The organism is Rhodoferax sp. GW821-FHT09E07 (genome assembly GCF_059416145.1).
In genome coordinates, this window is the sequence record NZ_JBWKOP010000004.1 from 363173 (window position 1) to 379926 (window position 16754).

Annotated in this window: 8 protein-coding genes; 4 read left to right on the forward strand and 4 right to left on the reverse strand. The window is 62.4% G+C overall.

All coding sequences use genetic code 11. The features are described 5' to 3' along the window. Positions 1–16: 16 nt before the first annotated feature. Positions 17–4501 (reverse strand): PAS domain-containing hybrid sensor histidine kinase/response regulator, encoded by a 4485-nt coding sequence (locus AC07OE_RS10095; protein ID WP_495070429.1) that lies wholly within the window; start codon positions 4499–4501, stop codon positions 17–19. A 29-nt stretch (positions 4502–4530) separates the two neighbouring features. Further along, the gene (locus AC07OE_RS10100; RefSeq protein ID WP_495070430.1) at positions 4531–5061 is read right to left on the reverse strand and encodes a putative pterin-binding protein; all 531 of its coding nucleotides are present in this window, start codon (positions 5059–5061) and stop codon (positions 4531–4533) included. A 393-nt stretch (positions 5062–5454) separates the two neighbouring features. Here AC07OE_RS10100 and AC07OE_RS10105 point away from each other — a divergent pair, with 393 nt between their 5' ends. The 3 genes from AC07OE_RS10105 to AC07OE_RS10115 all read left to right on the forward strand — a co-directional run bounded on the left by AC07OE_RS10105 (position 5455) and on the right by AC07OE_RS10115 (position 9731). Next, on the forward strand, positions 5455–6402 hold the full coding sequence (locus AC07OE_RS10105) for an ABC transporter substrate-binding protein (protein WP_495070431.1): 948 nt from the start codon (positions 5455–5457) through the stop codon (positions 6400–6402). 6 nt (positions 6403–6408) lie between these two features. Next, positions 6409–8751, forward strand: a complete 2343-nt coding sequence (locus AC07OE_RS10110) for a PAS domain-containing protein (protein WP_495070432.1) — start codon at positions 6409–6411, stop codon at positions 8749–8751. A 68-nt stretch (positions 8752–8819) separates the two neighbouring features. Next, the gene (locus tag AC07OE_RS10115) at positions 8820–9731 is read left to right on the forward strand and encodes an ABC transporter substrate-binding protein (RefSeq protein ID WP_495070433.1); all 912 of its coding nucleotides are present in this window, start codon (positions 8820–8822) and stop codon (positions 9729–9731) included. Positions 9732–9746: 15 nt separating this feature from the next. Here the strand turns inward: AC07OE_RS10115 and AC07OE_RS10120 are convergent, their stop codons facing one another. Next, complete coding sequence (locus AC07OE_RS10120) at positions 9747–10148, reverse strand: carboxymuconolactone decarboxylase family protein (RefSeq protein ID WP_495070434.1); 402 nt, start codon at positions 10146–10148, stop codon at positions 9747–9749. Between the two features lie 81 nt (positions 10149–10229). Between AC07OE_RS10120 and AC07OE_RS10125 the strand changes: the two genes are divergently transcribed. Beyond that, entirely contained in the window at positions 10230–14444 is a 4215-nt protein-coding gene (locus AC07OE_RS10125) for a bifunctional diguanylate cyclase/phosphodiesterase (protein ID WP_495070435.1), read from the forward strand. A 90-nt stretch (positions 14445–14534) separates the two neighbouring features. Here AC07OE_RS10125 and katG read toward each other — a convergent pair whose 3' ends face one another. After that, the gene (gene katG, locus AC07OE_RS10130) at positions 14535–16691 is read right to left on the reverse strand and encodes a catalase/peroxidase HPI (protein ID WP_495070436.1); all 2157 of its coding nucleotides are present in this window, start codon (positions 16689–16691) and stop codon (positions 14535–14537) included. Between the last annotated feature and the right edge of the window lie 63 nt (positions 16692–16754).

Below are 16754 nucleotides of genomic sequence, written 5' to 3' on the forward strand. Positions count from 1 at the left end.
GTTACCCCTATTCAAATCAAACCTGTATGCCCGCCTGCAGCAACGCCTGGTTCAAGGCGTCCAGCGCAGCTTCAAAATCGAAACCATCGACCGCAGCCTCCACGGCGCGGTAGCCTGAGCCCAGCGCTGCTTTCAGCAAAGGCGCGTGGTCCCTGAGTACGTCTGCGGCTTCGGAATCGTCATCGCCCAGCAGCGCCGCCAGGCGACGGCTGACCGTGGCGACCTGACCCGGGTCTGCCGCCGCACCCACCGCTGCCGCCTCGGGTGGCAGGGCCACCGCCAAATCGGCCAACAGCTGCGCCAGCAACTGTCTGGGTTTTTCCATCAAGGCATGCACCTGCAATGAAGGCTCCTGGTCGTGCAGGGCGCGCTCCACCAAGGCCATGGCGGTCTGCAGGTCACTGGCGCCAATGTTGCCCGCCACACCTTTGAGGGTGTGGGCCAGGCGCTCCGCGGTAGCGCTGTCACCGGCCTCCAGTGCCTCCACAATGGGCGCCAGGCCGGCCTGCTGCCCAGCCACAAATTTGCGCAACAGACTCAGGTACAGGGCTTCCTTGCCCATCACGCGCCGCAGGCCCAGCTGGGTGTCCAGCCCCGCGATACCGGTGGGAACCTGCACCTCGGTCGCATCTGCATCTGCCGCAGCCAAGGGCCCGGCGGCATCGCTCTCCAATGCGGGCGGCTGGCCCAGCCCGGCGCGGGGCCGGATCCAGCGCACCAGGGCTTGCCACAGGGCATCGGGATCTATGGGCTTGGTCACAAAATCGTCCATGCCCGCGACGATGCAGCGATCCCGGTCCACCTGCATGGCGTTGGCCGTCATGGCCACAATGGGCAGGTTGGCATGGCGCGTGTCCTTGCGAATTTCCAGAGTGGCACTTACGCCATCCATCACCGGCATTTGCATGTCCATCAAGACAATGTCGTAGGCGGACTGCGCCGGGTCCATGATCTTGTCCAGGGCAATGCGGCCGTTGTCGGCCACATCCACCAGAAAACCCGCATCCTGCAGCAATTCCATGGCAATCTGCTGGTTCAGATCGTTGTCTTCGACCACCAGAATGCGCGCGCCACGCAGCGGCGCCAGTTCTTGCATGCTGGAGGGCTTGCTACCTGGTCGGGCCACACCATCGCCGGCGGTATGGCCGAGCAACCGCAGCATGGTGTCAAACAGCACGGAAGCGCTGACAGGCTTGATCAGCACATCCTCAATCCCGGCTTCTTGCGCGCCCTTGATCACCTCTTCACGGCCATAGGCGGTGACCATGATGGGACGTGGGTGCGAAGGCAGCTGCAGGGCTGCAATGCGTTGGGCCGCCTCAATACCGTCCATCTCAGGCATCTGCCAGTCCAGCATCACAAAATCGTAGGGCTTGCCGTGCAAGCCCGCCTCGCGCACGGCATCCACCGCCGTAGCCCCCGAATGCACCGAGGCCACGGTGAAGCCGATGCCTTCAAGCAAATCTGCCAGCACGGTGGCCGCGTGCTCGCTGTCGTCCACCACCAGCACACGGCGGCTCTGCAGCTCGTGGCGCGAGATATGCAGCTTGGCCCTCGCCTCCCCCAGCCCCAGTCGCGCGGTGAACCAGAAGGTGGAACCCTTGCCGTGTTCGCTCTCCACGCCCACGGCTCCGCCCATGAGTTCGGCAAGGCTCTTGCTGATGGCCAGGCCCAGACCCGTACCCCCGTATTTGCGCGTGGTGGAGGTATCAGCCTGCTGAAAACTCTGGAACAGGCGCGCCATCTGCTCGGACGTGAGGCCAATGCCGGTGTCGCGTACCTCAAAGCGCAACAGGGCCTCATGGTCAGCACCCTCTTTCAGGCGCACCACGATACTGATCTCTCCGCGCTCGGTGAACTTGATCGCGTTGTTGGCGTAGTTGATAAGCACCTGCCCCAGCCGCAGCGGGTCGCCGATCAGGTTCTGCGGCACCTCGGGCGCGACATCGCAAATAAGCTCCAGACCCTTGGCACTGGCCTTGTCCACAATCACCGTCGCCACGTTTTGCAGCACCTTGTCCAGCTCGAACGGGATGTGCTCCACCGTAAGCTTGCCGGCCTCCACCTTGGAGAAATCCAGGATGTCGTTGATGATGCCCAGCAGGTGCTGGCCCGACTGCTGGATCTTGCTGATGTAGTCGTGCTGGCGCGGGGTGAGCTCGGTTTTCAGCGCCAGGTGCGACATGCCGATGATGGCGTTCATGGGGGTGCGGATTTCATGACTCATATTGGCCAGGAAGTCACCCTTGGCCTGGCTGGCCGCATCGGCCGCATCCTTGGCGCGCTGGAGTTCTTCGGCGGCCAGGCGGTCCTTCGTGATGTCTTCAATCACCCATACCGTGCCCCACTCGGGATGCTCCATATCCAGCGCGCGGCCATGCACACTGGCCCAAAAGCGGCTGCCATCCCGGCGCCGGTACTCTTGCTCACCGACGTACAGATTCCCTTGGGAAATCACTTGGTAGGGTTCGGCGCCGGCCTGGGCGTAGCCCTCAGGGCTGGCATACAGCATCTCTGTAGACTGGCCGCGCAAGTCCTCTGGACCGTAACCAAACATGGTTTCAATGGCACCGTTGAAGCGCCTGATAGTGCGGTCCACGGTGAGCAGCACCCCCAGGCTGACCGCCTCAAATATCACACGCTGCTCCTGTGCGGCCTCGGCAATGGCGCGCTCGGCGGCCTTTTGCTCCGCCACGTCCACAAAGGTGCCCACCAGGCCGGCTGGCGCCCCATCCGCGCCGGCAAAGCCCGAGACGAAATAGAGCGTTTCGTGCAAGCGCCCATCGGCAAACGGCATGACCATCTCACGCTGGGCATTGCCCAAGTTGGCAATGATGCCCTCATCCTCCAATTGGTAGGCCTGCCGGTCCTCGGCTGGCAGGTATTCCAGGTCCAGTACCCGCTTGCCCAGCAGGCTGTCGCGCTCCACGCCAAACACGCGCTCGTACGCACGGTTCACCCCCCGGAAACGCGAGTCGGCGCCCTTGTAGAACACCGGGTAGGGGATGGTGTCCACCAGCGCACTCTGGAAGCTGGCTTGCTGGGCAAGGTGGTCCTCCATGGCTTTGCGCTGGCTGATGTCTTCCAGCACCCAGATGGACGCGACCTCAAAGCCCTGCACCCGCAGACGACGGCTAACCAGCTTGCCTTCAAAGGCACTGCCATCCAAGCGCAGGAAGCTGCCCTCCAGCACCAGTTGGTCATCCTGCGCGGTGGGTTGCAAAAATGCGTCACGTTCTTCGGGGCGCGCGAATAGAAACCCGGCGCCCTCGCCCATTGCCACTTCGGGGCTTGCTCCGGTAATGGCACAAAAGCCCGCGTTCAGTTGCTGAACCTTGCCATCGCCCAACAACACCAAGCCCAGCGGGATATTCTCAAAGATGATCTGCTGCTGCTGGAGCAGGGTTTGCAGCTGCGCATCGCGCTGCTTCAGGTCGTCAATGCTGCGGACAAAGCCGGTCCACAGCGTGCTGCCATCCGCCTCGCGCCTGGGCGTGGCTGCCAGGTTGACCCAGTGCAATTCCCCCCCTGGCAGGCCCATGCGCATATCCAGGTTGCAGGGCTCCAGGGTTTGCGCAGCCGCCGCACCAAAGGCCTGGAGTTGGCGGCTGTCTTCTACATGCACGCGGCTGAAAAAAGCCGCACTGTCAGCCACGATGGATGAGGCCTGTACACCGGACAAGTCCTCGATCTGGTGGCTGAAGTAGGTAAAGCTCAGGCGGCCTGCCACATCACGCCGGGCCCGAAAAATAGCGAGCGGCAAGGCATCCGTAATCTCGTGCAGTTCCTGCTGTGCAGCGCGCAAGGCTGCGTCTTTTTCAAGGCGGGCTGCGGCGCTGGCCAGCTCCATCTGGCTGTGCATGGACGCGGCCTGCGCGGCAATGCGCTGGCGATTCTGGCGCAATGTGGCAATGGCAAACAGCAAGGTCAACCCACACAGAAAACCGGTCAACGCAGCATTGGTGGTGAGCTGCGATTTGACTTCCGCCGTGCGGGCATCCACCGTGAGCGCGGAGGACTGCCCGGCTTCCACGGTCAGATCCCGGATTGGGTCTTTCAGCGTGTCCAGCAACTGCTTCATTTCCTGAAACACTGCCGGATCGGGCAAATGCCGGGCGTCCGTACTGCCGAAGGTGCGGTCTGCCAGGGCCATGAACGCTTTGAGCGAAACCAGCGCGTCCTTGTAGACATCCTGGTTATTGATAAGCCCGCGGACGTCCGCACGGTCCAGGGCGCCGGTGCGGCTGACAAAGATCTCGTAGCGCAACTGCAGCTGCTCCAGCGTGATGCTGTCGGGCGACAGCACGCGCTGCGTCAGCGCATTGCAAAATCGCAGGTATTCGCTTTCCAGTTGAAAAAACGTCCAGAGCGCCTCACGGTCACTCTTGAGCATGACCCTCTTGAGGCTTTCGTCCTGGCGAAACTGCACCACACCGATGGCCAGGTACAACCCGGCCAGGCCTGCAATGATCAACAACATCAGCAGTTTGCTGCGCTTCATGGGCCGCCCTGCGCCTGTCGCTGCGGTGTTTACTGCACGATGAGTCGGGACAGCTGCCAGGCTGACCGGTTGTAGTACACCTGTGACTGCAACTCAGGCTTGGAGTCCAGCGGGTAGACAATGAATAGCGGTCCTTTTTCTCGCACTGGCATGGGCTTGCCATTCATGAGGCGCGCCAGAATGACGTCATGCTGCGTGACGTCATCAAACGGAATATCCGTCTTGTAGTCATTCAGGGCCACGGCCACCAACTTGCTGCCCTTGGCGCCCGCCGCTGCCAGAACATCGCGTAGCAAAGGCCCTGTGAACTCGGCACCGTCCGGGTACCAAGGCGACTTGGTGAACACCTTGTGCTGTGGCAGCTTGGCCAGCATCTCCATGCTGAAAACCGCATTCTTGCCCACGTTGGGGACGCTGACCTGTCCCGAAATTGTCAGCACCACAGGGTCCGAAGGCTTGTCCAGTGCCCAGGCGGCGGGGGCAAGTGCTAGAAAGGCGCCCAGCAACACCGTCAAAAAGGAAGAAACTGTGGCGCTGTACGTGCTCTTGGCAGATTTCATATGGGTTCCCCTGAATCGCTTTTTGCAGACTGCGCACCGCATAAAGCTGCGCTTGCAAGCGACATGTGCATGTATATCACACGCAGCCTGAATTCGGGTGGTACCGGGCTACACGTCTGGCGATGGCTTCGCCGCCCATTAGGAGGCTCCCAATTGACTGCTTGGGGTTGCTCACAAAACCCTCAAATTGCTATTAAATTGGGAGCTAATAGTTCATATTTCACGGGGGCTGTAGCCAAATTCAATTCAAACTTCTTTCCCCCAAAGGAGTGTGCATAATGCGGGCGAGGGAGGCCCCATCTGGGGCGACACACCATGCAAGCGGATGTCTTCTCATTAAGGTTTTTCCAGGCGCCACAGCGGCCCCATGCTGCACTCCGCTGGGCTGCACGCTTGGGTCTGTGGATCGTATTTGCAGCTATGGGCTGCGCTTGGGCCGAGCCGCTGACACTGGCGGTGTCGCGCACCCCACTCTCCTTGCCGCTGTACGTCGCACAGCAGAACGGCTACTTCAGCGCAGAAGGGTTGGAGGTCAAGTTCAACGAATGTCTGGGTGGCCACCGCTGCCTGCGCCAGGTGCTGGACGGCCACGCCGACGTAGCCACGGTGGGGGAACTACCCGTAGTCATGAACAGTTTCTCCAGCAGCGACTACGCGGTGATTGGCACGTTCACCAAGTCCAGCGACGACGTCAAGCTGGTCGCCAACGCACGCGCTGGCGTCAAAACGCCGGCCCAGTTGGAGGGCAAGCGCATAGGTGCTATCAAGGGCACAGCCAGCGAGTATTTTTTGGAGCTCTATCTGTTGACCGCCGGTGTGGACCCGCAAACCCTGACCGTGGTGGACGTGCAACCCGAGGATATGGTGCAGGCCCTGCAGTCTGGCAAGGTGGACGCGATCTCGGTCTGGCAGCCCTATGGCTACCTGGCGCTGAAGGTCATGGGTGCAGGTGCTGCCATGCTTCCCAGTGGTAGCTCCTATATCCAGAACTTCAATCTGGTCAGCCACCGAAAGTTGGTGGGCGCCCGCGACGGCGCGCTGGTCAAGCTGCTGCGCGCCGTGGAGCGGGCCGAGCGTTTTATCCAGGACCAGCCTGCCGACGCTAAAGGGATTCTGATGCGACAGCTCGCGCTGGAGCAGAGTTTTGTTGAGGCGGTGTGGCCAGGGATGCACTACCGGCTGGGGCTGGACCAGGCCCTGCTCGTCACCATGGAAGGCGAAGCCCGCTGGGCACGCCGTGAAGGCCATGCCACCGGCCCGCTCAAGCCCAACTTTCTGCAGTTAGTGCACAGCACGCCACTGCGCAATGTCAAACCCGACGCTGTAGCCACCCTGCGTTAACCGATCATGAAACTGCGCAATCTGTTGTTTAGTGCCAGCCTGGTGTCCTTGGCCGTTGGCCTGGCGGCCATGCTGGCCGTAGTAGACGCTGGGCGCGAGGAAAACCGCACCAGCGCCATTCGCACCCAGGCCCAGGAGGCCTCTCACGAGGTCTCTGGCCTGTTGGTGCTGACCCAGGAGTACGCGCGCCATGCTGAGCCGCGCGCCGCCGAGCAATGGCACCAGCGCCACAACACCATTGCCAAGGTCTTGGGCAACTACGAGCTGACACTGAACGAAGACCCAGCGCTCACGGAACTGCGCGACGTGAGTCAGTCCCTGCCAGAACTGTTCGAGGCGCTGGAAAAGATTCCGCAAGACGACCGCCCTTTCAATCTGCGGCGCAAGGAGGTGCTGCTGGACCAATTGCTCACCAGCACCCAGGCCATGAGCGACTACGCCTACCAGTGGTACCAGAACGCAACCCAGACCCGCCATGCTGCAGACCGGCGCTTTCAACTGCTGGCCTTTGTCACGCTGTCCGTCATGCTGCTGATCCTGCTGTCACTGGCATTCCTGGTGCACCGGCGCGTGCTACGGCCCCTACGCAACCTGGACGAGGCCACCGCTGCCGTGAGCCGTGGCGACATGTCCCCGCGCACTGCCAGCTTGGCCAACGACGAGCTGGGCGATCTGTCCCGCCGCTTTGACGGCATGACGCAGACCCTGGCCCACAACCGCCAACAACTGCAGAATTCTGAGAAGCGCCTGCGCTTGATCACCGATAACATGCCCAGCCTGATCGCCTACATCGACCGCGATCTGCGCTACCAGTTCGTAAACGCCTACTTTCAGCAACTGCTGGCGATCGACCCAGTCAATTTGGTGGGCAAGCGGGTGGTCGACGTGCTGGGACATGTCAACTATGGCTCGCTGCAGCCCCATCTGGAGGCGGCCCTGGCAGGCCAGCGACAGCACTTTGAACGCATGAACATGGTGCGTGGCAAAGAGGTCTGCCTGCTGACCGACTACATCCCCGACTTCAATGAGGCAGGCGAGGTGGTTGGCATCTTTGCCACCGCCAAGGACATCACTGAGTTGAAGGCCATTCAGGCGGCCCTTGCAGAAGGCGAACAACGCTTGCGCGCCATCACCAACAACATCCCCGCCATGGTGGGCCACTTCGACACCCAAGAGCGCTGCCTGTTCGCCAACGACACGGTGCTGAAACTGCAGGGCATTGATGCAAAGGACGTGTCCAAGCACACGCTGCACTCCGGGCTGCGGGACGACAGCTACGCCCAGCATCTGCCGTATGTGCGTCGCGTGTTGCAAGGAGAGATCTGTGGCTTTGAAGGCCATATCCAGCGCAATGGGCAAGACGTCTATTTCCAGGCCCACCTTGTGCCTGATGTGGACTCGCAGGGTGAAGTGCAAGGCTTCTACCTGATGTCATTTGATGTCACCAAAGTGCGCCGTGCCGAGCAGGCGCGAAAGCGCAGCGAACAGCGGCTGCGCCAGATCACTGACAACCTGCCGGTATTGATCTCTTACATGGACCAGCAGTGCGTCGTGCATTTCGCAAACGAGACTTACCGCACCTGGTTGGGTGTCGACCCCAAGACCATGTTGGGGCGTCCAATCCACGACATCGTGGGTGCCGCGCTGTACGAGCCGCGCCGCCCCTTTGTGGAACGCGCGCTGCGTGGCCAGCGAGTGGACTTTGAGGCCGAAATCATCGCTATGGGCGTCACCCGCAGCCTGACTACCAGCTACATCCCTGACATTGACAGTGACGGCAAGGTTTTGGGGATCTACGCCCTCAGCTCCGACGTCTCTGCCCTGAAAGCCTATGAGCGACAGTTACAGTCGCTGGCACGGTTTGACACGCTCACCGGCCTCCCTAACCGCCTGCAGTTCAACGAAAAGATGGCCGAAGCGTTGGAGCGCGCTGAGCGCTCCAAAGACGGTTTGGCGCTGATGTTCCTGGACGTAGACCGCTTCAAGTCCATCAACGATACGCTGGGTCACGCCTCGGGAGACGCAGTGCTGCGCGAATTCGCCAAGCGCCTGCAGGCCAACGTGCGCCAGGTGGACTTGGTGGCCCGGCTGGGTGGGGATGAGTTTGTAGTGATTCTGGAAGGGCTACACAGTCGCGCAGAGGCGGCCTCCGTGGCACGCAAGATTGTGGATGCTGCATCCGTTCCCATGGCCCTGGACGGTGGGCCGCTTCTGGTCACCACAAGCATCGGTGTCGCCTTCCTGGACCCCAGCGATCCCGCAATGACCGTACCCCAACTGCTGGCCCGTGCCGACGAAGCGCTGTACGATGCCAAGGCCGCTGGACGCGATACTTTTCACATGGCATGAACCGGTTTCCCACCCTCCGTTTTCCCCGCCTGGCCACACTATTGGCAGCATGGGCCTGTGGCTGTGCAATGGCCACCCCGCTGAACCTCGCGGTGTCCAACGGCCCCGTGTCGCTGCTGGTGTATGCGGCGGAAGGCAATGGTTATTTCAAAAGCGAAGGCATAGAGCTAAACCTGGTGGAATGCAGTAGCGGGCGCAGTTGCCTGAGGCTGTTGACCGATGGCACAGTCGATCTGGCGACGGCCGCGGACGTGGTGGTCGCGATCAACAGTTTTGCTCGGTCTGACCTGGCCATCCTGGGGACCCTGAGTGCCTCGTCCCACCAGATCAAGCTGATCGCACGGCGCAGCGCTGGCATTGCTTCCCCTGAACAGGTGGTGGGCAAGCGCTTGGCCACGGTGCAAGGCACATCGGCCCAGTATTTTTTGGACAGTTGGCTGCTGTTCCATGGCATTGAAGGCCGCATGGTGCAGCACATCTTCCTACCACCCGACGAGCTGGGGCTCGTGCTGCAGCTCAAGGACGTGGATGCCATTGCAATTTGGGAGCCGCTTGCGTCCAATGCCATGAAGCTGTTGGGTGACGACGCGCTGGCTCTGCCCAACCCGCGGGTTTACACCCAACATTTCAACCTGGTCAGCACCCGGGGCGCCATGGCTGCGCGCCGGGCAGAAATCGTCAAGGTACTGCGCGCGCTGGCCCGGGCCCAGCAATTCATTCGCGAGCAACCCGATGCTGCCACGCAACTGCTGGCGCGGCGGCTGGGCATAGACGCTGCCTCCGCCTCGGCCCAGATGAAAGAACAGGATTACCGCGTGCGGCTGGACCAGTCCCTGGTCAGCACCCTGAGCAGCCAGCTCCGCTGGGCCGTGCGCGAGGGCCACGCCAAGCCGGACGCAGAGCTGCCCAACTCCCTGCGCCTCGTCGAGCCTGCCCTGCTGCGCGAGGCTGCCCCGTCGGCGGTCGACACCATCAAATAGGCGACAGCGCTAGACCTACCCACCGACCACTTCGTTGGCTGTGCGAAACGCCTCCACCGACGCAGGCACACCGCAATAAATCGCCGCGTGCAGCAGCACTTCCTGAATTTCGGCCGCAGTCGCGCCGTTGTTCAGCGCGCCGCGAACGTGACCTTTCAGTTCGTTTTGCTTGCCCAGCGCCGTGAGCATGGCCACGGTGACCAAGCTGCGGGTTTTCAAATCCAGCCCTGGGCGCTGCCAGACGTCGCCCCATGCCGCGCGGTTGATGTGGTCCTGTATCGGCTGGGTGAATGGGGTGGTACTGGCAACAGCATTTGCCACAAACGCTTCACCCATCACCTGCTTGCGAGTGGCCAGGCCCTGGTCGTGGGCAGTTGTGGCGGGGGATGCGGAGGAAGTTGCAGGCAGGGCTGTCATGAAAGCTCCGGAAAAAACAACATGGTAGCGGCACGGGATACAAGTCGTTTAGACTGGAGACGCAAAAAAGACGGAGCTTGCATGCCAGCGAATGTGCCGGAATTTGGAGCGCCGCCGCCTGCCAAAACCACCGGTACGTCCGCCCCCCTTTCTGAACGGCGACAACTGCTGTGGCTGGCAGCGGCAGTTGTGGTTGTATCGGCCGGCCTGATCGCCGCGGTCTTGGCCTACCTGCGCGCGGAGGCCATCGATACGGCCGAGCGGCTGACCAGCTCCTTTGCGCAGGTTATTGAAGAGCAGACCACGCGCACGCTGCAGTCGGTGGCACAAAGCCTGCAAATCACGGCCACCACGCTGGCGCAGATGGAATCGACCGGAACCCTGAACGAGGAATCGGCTGGCCATCTGCTGCACGACCAGTTGCAATCCATGCCCTTCGCCCGCGTGATGTGGCTGACCGACGCGCAAGGACATGTCCTCTACGACTCAGGCACTGGGCTTGCGGGCATCGACATGTCAAGCGCCGCGTTTTTCCGAGCCTTGCAGGGGGCGCCTCAAACCCCATTCCTCGTCGGCACACCGGTCAAGAGCCCATCCGACGGGTTGTGGCTGATACCGGTGGCCAGGCCTTTGCTGGGTGCGGGCGGCGCCTTTGCCGGCACCGTCGTCGCGGCCGTCGACCCGCTGTATTTCGACAAGTTGTGGCGGTCCATCGACCTGGGGGCGAACGGCTCGGTCACGCTGTTCCGCAAGGACGGCACCATGATGGCGCGAAGCCCCTTTCACGAATCCAGCATGGGCAAAAATTTCAGCAGCAACACAGTGTTTGCTGATTACTTGCCCAAGAGCGCCTCCGGACAGCTGCAAAGCATCAGTGGCGTGGACGGCGTGTCGCGCCTGTTTGCCTACCGCACGCTGTCGGCCCAGCCCGAGCTGGTCGTCATCGTCGGGCAGTCGTTCGAACTGGTGCTCGAGCCCTGGCGCAAGCTGGCCCTGCTGGCCTTTGCCATCTGGCTGGCAGCAACCATCGCCATTGCGCTGATGTGCTGGTTTCTCAGCCGGGCCTGGCGGCAGAAAGCCCTGGTGCAGGCCGAGGCCGCGCAGTCAGCCGAACGGCTGCGGCTGGCCACCGACGCTGCGGAGATCGGCATCTGGGAATGGGATGTCACCCGTGCCGACCAGTGGTTCGCGACCCCCACCTACTTCACGATGCTGGGCTACGAACCCTCGGAGGGCATGGCCGACCGGGCGCAATGGATCGCCCGCCTGCACCCCGAGGATCGCGAAGGCGTCAGCAGCCACATCCAGGCGGTGCTGGGGGGCAAAGACATCCCCTACCAGTACGAGGCCCGCATGTTGCACGCCAACGGCAGCTACCGCTGGATCCGTGTAGTGGGGCGCGTGCTGGCGTTCGATGCCGATGGCAAAGCCAGCCGCATGATCGGCGTGCGCTTGGACATTACCGAGCGCAAGCAGGCCGAAGAGGCCCTGCGCCAGAGCGAGGACAACCTGTCCATCACGCTGCAATCCATCGGCGACGCCGTCATCGCTACCGACGCAGCGGGCAACATCACCCGCATGAACGCGACCGCCGAACGCCTGACAGCATGGACGCTGCAAGACGCCCAGGGCTTGCCACTGACACACGTGTTCCGCATCGTTCACGCACAGACGCGCAAGCCGGCCGTAGACCCGGTTCGGCTGGTCATGGAGAAAGGCGAGGTGGTGGGCTTGGCCAACCACACAGCGCTGCTGGCCCGTGATGGCAGGGAGTACCAGATCTTCGACAGCGCCGCGCCCATCCGCGACCGTGCGGGGCAGATTGTTGGCGTCGTGCTGGTATTCAGCGATGTGACCGAGCAATACCGGGTGCGCGAGGAATTGGCCACCACCATGGAGCTGATGGAGCGCACCAACGCGTTGGCCAAAGTCGGGGGGTGGAAAATGGATTTGCGGACGCAGCAAGTGACCTGGTCACCGCAAACCTACCGCCTGCTGGAGGTTGACACACAGGTAACACCGGATGAGCAAAGCGCGATGGGCTTTGTGGCCGAACATGCCCTCCCGACGATGGAGGCCGCAGTGCACGCAGCCTTCGAACTTGGCACCCCCTGGGACCTGGAGCTACCGATGATCACCGCCAAGGGCCGTCACATCTGGGCCCGCGTGCAGGGCTTTGTTGATGTGGACGACATGGGCGCCCCCCTGCGGCTGCTGGGCACGTTTCAGGACATCACCGAGCGGCGGGATGCGCAGGCCCTGGTGCTGCAAAGCGAAAGCCGCTACCGCGCGCTGTTCGAGTACGCGCCGGACGGCATCCTGATCGCCGATGCCCAGAGCAACTACCTGGATGCCAATGCCAGCGCCTGCCGCATGCTGGGCTACACGCGGGACGAGCTGATCGGGCTGCATGCTTCAGACATCGTGCTCCCGTCGGAAATACCGCATGTCGAGACCGCGCTGGGTGCCATCACCCAGCAGGAGGACTACTACCGAGAGTGGCAATTCCGGCGCAAGGATGGCAGCGTCTTTCCCGCAGAAGTCATCGCCACGCAGATGCCAGACGGCAATCTGATGGGCATGATCCGTGATGTATCGGATCGCAAGCGCGCCGAGGCCGCCATGCGCGAAGCCATGGTGCACACGCAAACCATTCTGGACAACATCGTGGACGGCGTGGTGACCTTCAACGACCAAGGCATTGTCGAGTCCTTCAACCAGGCGGCCAGCGCCATCTTTGCGTACGCACCGCATGAAATCATTGGTCGTGACGCGGCTCAGCTGATCAGCGACCCGGACGCGCATTTTGAGGAAGACTACCTGCGCCACCGGTTCAGCTCGAAGCGCACTGGCGTTGCGAACCTCTCACGCGAGGTGCAAGGCCGACGCAAGGACGGCCGCCTGTTCCCCATCCACCTGTCCGTATCGCGCATCTTCCGCAACGAAGTGGTCCACCTGATTGCCATCGTGCGCGATGTGACGCAGCAACGCCACGATGAGGAGGAAATCCGCCGCCTGGCCTTCTTCGACCCCTTGACCTGTCTGCCCAACCGCCGCCTCCTAATGGACCGGCTCAAACAGGCCATGGCAACGTCGGCACGTACCGGCAAGCATGGCGCGCTGATGTTCCTGGATCTGGACCACTTCAAACAGCTCAACGACACCCAGGGGCACGACGTGGGCGACCTGCTTCTGCAACAGACCGCGACCCGCCTGACCGCCTGTGTTCGCGACGACGACACCGTAGCCCGGCTGGGGGGTGACGAGTTTGTGGTCCTACTGGAAGCCCTGAGTGGCAACAGCCATGAGGCGGCCCAGCAGGCCGAGGCCGTTGCCACCAAGCTGCTGGATGCGTTCAAGACACCCTACAGCCTGAACAGCTACAACCACGAAGGCACGACCAGCATCGGTATCGTGATGTTCATGGGCGACCTTGACTCCATGGACGACTTGCTGAAAAAGGCCGACCTGGCCATGTACCAAGGCAAGTCCGCAGGCCGCAACACCGCGCGCTTCTTCGATCCCGCCATGCAGGCTGCCGTGGCCCAGCACGATGCACAAGAAAAGGACTTGCGCCGCGGCATTGCCATGCGCGAGTTCGTACTGCACTACCAGATCCAGGTGAACCGCGACGGCAAGCCGATTGGCGCAGAGGCGCTGGTACGCTGGAACCACGCGCGCCTGGGCCTGGTAACCCCTGCACATTTCATTGCACTGGCCGAGCAAACGGGATGCATCCTCACACTGGGTCAGCAGGTGCTGGAGATGGCCTGCGCGCAGCTGGCGGCTTGGGCGGACCAACCCGATCGCGCATCGTGGACCCTGGCGGTCAATGTCAGCGCTTCGCAATTCGCACAGGCAGGGTTTGTCGCCAATGTCTCACACGCGCTGGCGCAAACCGGCGCCAAACCCAAGTTGCTGAAGCTGGAGCTGACCGAAAGCATCCTGGTGCACGATGTGGAGGATGTGATCGTGAAGATGACGGCCTTGAAGAACCTCGGCGTAGGCTTCTCGCTCGATGATTTCGGCACCGGCTATTCCTCACTGTCCTACCTGAAACGGCTGCCGCTGGACCAGCTGAAGATCGACCAATCCTTTGTGCGCGATGTGCTGACCGACCCCAGCGACGCCGTCATCGCCCGCACCGTGCTGGCCCTGGGCCACAGCCTGGGCCTGACGGTGATTGCGGAGGGCGTGGAGACCGAGGGCCAGCATGCATTTCTGACAGAGGCTGGCTGCGACGCCTTCCAGGGTTACTACTTCGGGCGCCCGCAGCCAGCGGACGCCCTGACGTAGTTCGCTATTGAATCAGGAGCGCCTACCGCTGTATTAACGGGGGCTAGCGCCCTATTTGACCCTGCGATTCGCTAGCACCGGCCCGCGGCCTCAAAGATCAAAGCGGTCCAGGTTCATCACCTTGGCCCAGGCCGCGACGAAATCCTTGACCAGCTTCTCTTTCCCGTCCGCGCTGGCGTACACCTCGGCATAGGCGCGCAGCACCGCGTTGGAGCCGAACACCAAATCGGCGCGTGTTCCGGTGTACTTCACTGCGCCCGTCTTGCGGTCTTTGCCGTGGAACACTTCGCCGCTGCCGTCAGCGGCCTTCCACTCCGTGCCCATATCCAGCAGGTTGACGAAGAAGTCGTTGGTCAGCGCACCGGGTGTGCTGGTGAACGCGCCGTGCTGGCTGCCATCGGCATTGGTGCCCAGCACGCGCAGGCCACCGACCAGTGCAGTCATCTCGGGCGCGGTCAGTGTCAGCAGTTGGGCCTTGTCCAGCAGCAGCGCTTCGGTCGCAGCACCAATGGGGCCCCGCTTGTAATTGCGAAAGCCATCGGCGAGGGGTTCCAGCACGGCGAAGGATGCGACATCCGTCTGTGCCTGTACCGCGTCAACGCGGCCCGGTGCAAACGGCACGCTCACGTTGACCCCGGCCGCTTTGGCGGCCTGCTCCACACCAACACCACCGGCCAGCACGATCAAATCGGCCAGCGACAGCTTGCCGGCAATGCCCTGTAGCTTGGCGACCGCCTTGGCTACACCCTTGTTGACGTCCCAGTCCTTCTGCGGCGCCAGCGCCAGCCGCGCACCGTTGGCGCCGCCGCGCTTGTCGCCGCCGCGGAAGGTGGAGGCCGAGGCCCAGGCCACGGACACCAGCTCGCTGACCGACAGCCCCGAAGCGGCGATCTTGGCCTTGGCATCCGCAATGTCGGCGGCCGTGGGCTTGAGCGTGGCAGCAGGCAATGGGTCTTGCCAGATCAAATCAACCTTGGGCACTTCAGGGCCGAGGTAGCGCGCCTTGGGGCCTAGGTCGCGATGGGTCAGCTTGAACCAGGCGCGGGCAAAGGCTGCGGCGAAGGATTGCGGGTCGTCATGGAAGCGCTTGGAAATCTTGCCGAACTCGGGATCGAAGCGCAGCGTCAAATCGGTGGTCAACATCGTGGGTTTGTGGAATTTGCCCTTCACATGCGCGTCGGGGATGATGTCCGGCGCATTCTTGGCGACCCACTGCTTGGCGCCCGCGGGCGACTTGGTGAGTTCCCATTCGTACTTGAACAGGTTCTCAAAGAAGTTGTTGCCCCACTGCGCGGGGGTTGTGGTCCAGGTCACTTCCAGGCCGCTGGACACGGTGTCTTTGCCATGACCGCTGCCATAGCTGCTGCTCCAGCCCAAGCCTTGCGCCTCAATGCCTGCACCCTCGGGCTCGGGGCCTTTGTGGTGTTCAGGCGCAGCACCGTGGGCCTTGCCGAAGGTGTGGCCTCCGGCGATCAGCGCCACGATCTCTTCGTCGTCCATCGCCATGCGGTAGAAAGTGGTGCGGATGTCCTTGGCCGCAGCCAGGTAGTCGCCGCTGGCGTTGGGTCCTTCCGGGTTCACGTAGATCAGGCCCATGTGGGTGGCGGCCAGGTTCTTGTCCAGTTCGCCTTCGCCCTTGTTGCGATCAACGCCACCGCTGAAGCGCTTGTCAGCAGCCAGCCAGGAGGTCTCGGAACCGAAGTTCACATCCATGTCGGGTTCCCACACGTCTTCGCGGCCACCGGCAAAACCGAAGGTGCGAAAGCCCATGGATTCCAGCGCCACGTTGCCGGCCAGGATGAACAGGTCGGCCCACGAAATTTTCTGGCCGTACTTCTGTTTGATGGGCCACAGCAGGCGGCGCGTCTTGTCGATGTTGACGTTGTCGGGCCAGGAGTTCAGTGGTGCGAAGCGCTGCTGGCCGCGCCCGCCGCCTCCCCGGCCATCCAGCGTGCGATACGTGCCAGCACTGTGCCATGCCATGCGGACCATTTGCGGGCCGTAGTGGCCAAAGTCGGCGGGCCACCAGTCTTGCGAGTCGGTCATCAGCTTGACCAGGTCGGCCTTGAGCGCGGCGTAGTCCAGTTTCTTGAATTCTTCGGCGTAGTTGAAGATTTCACCCAAGGGGTTGGACTTGTTGCCGTGCTGGTTCAGCAGATCCACGCGCAACTGGTTCGGCCACCAGTCTTTGTTCGTGGTGCCGCCACCGGCGGCGTGGTGGAAAGGACACTTGGCTTCGTTCGACATGGCTTGTTCTCCTTGGGGTGTGGGTACGGGGACTGTCGGAGCCAGTGTAGATTTTCAAACCCT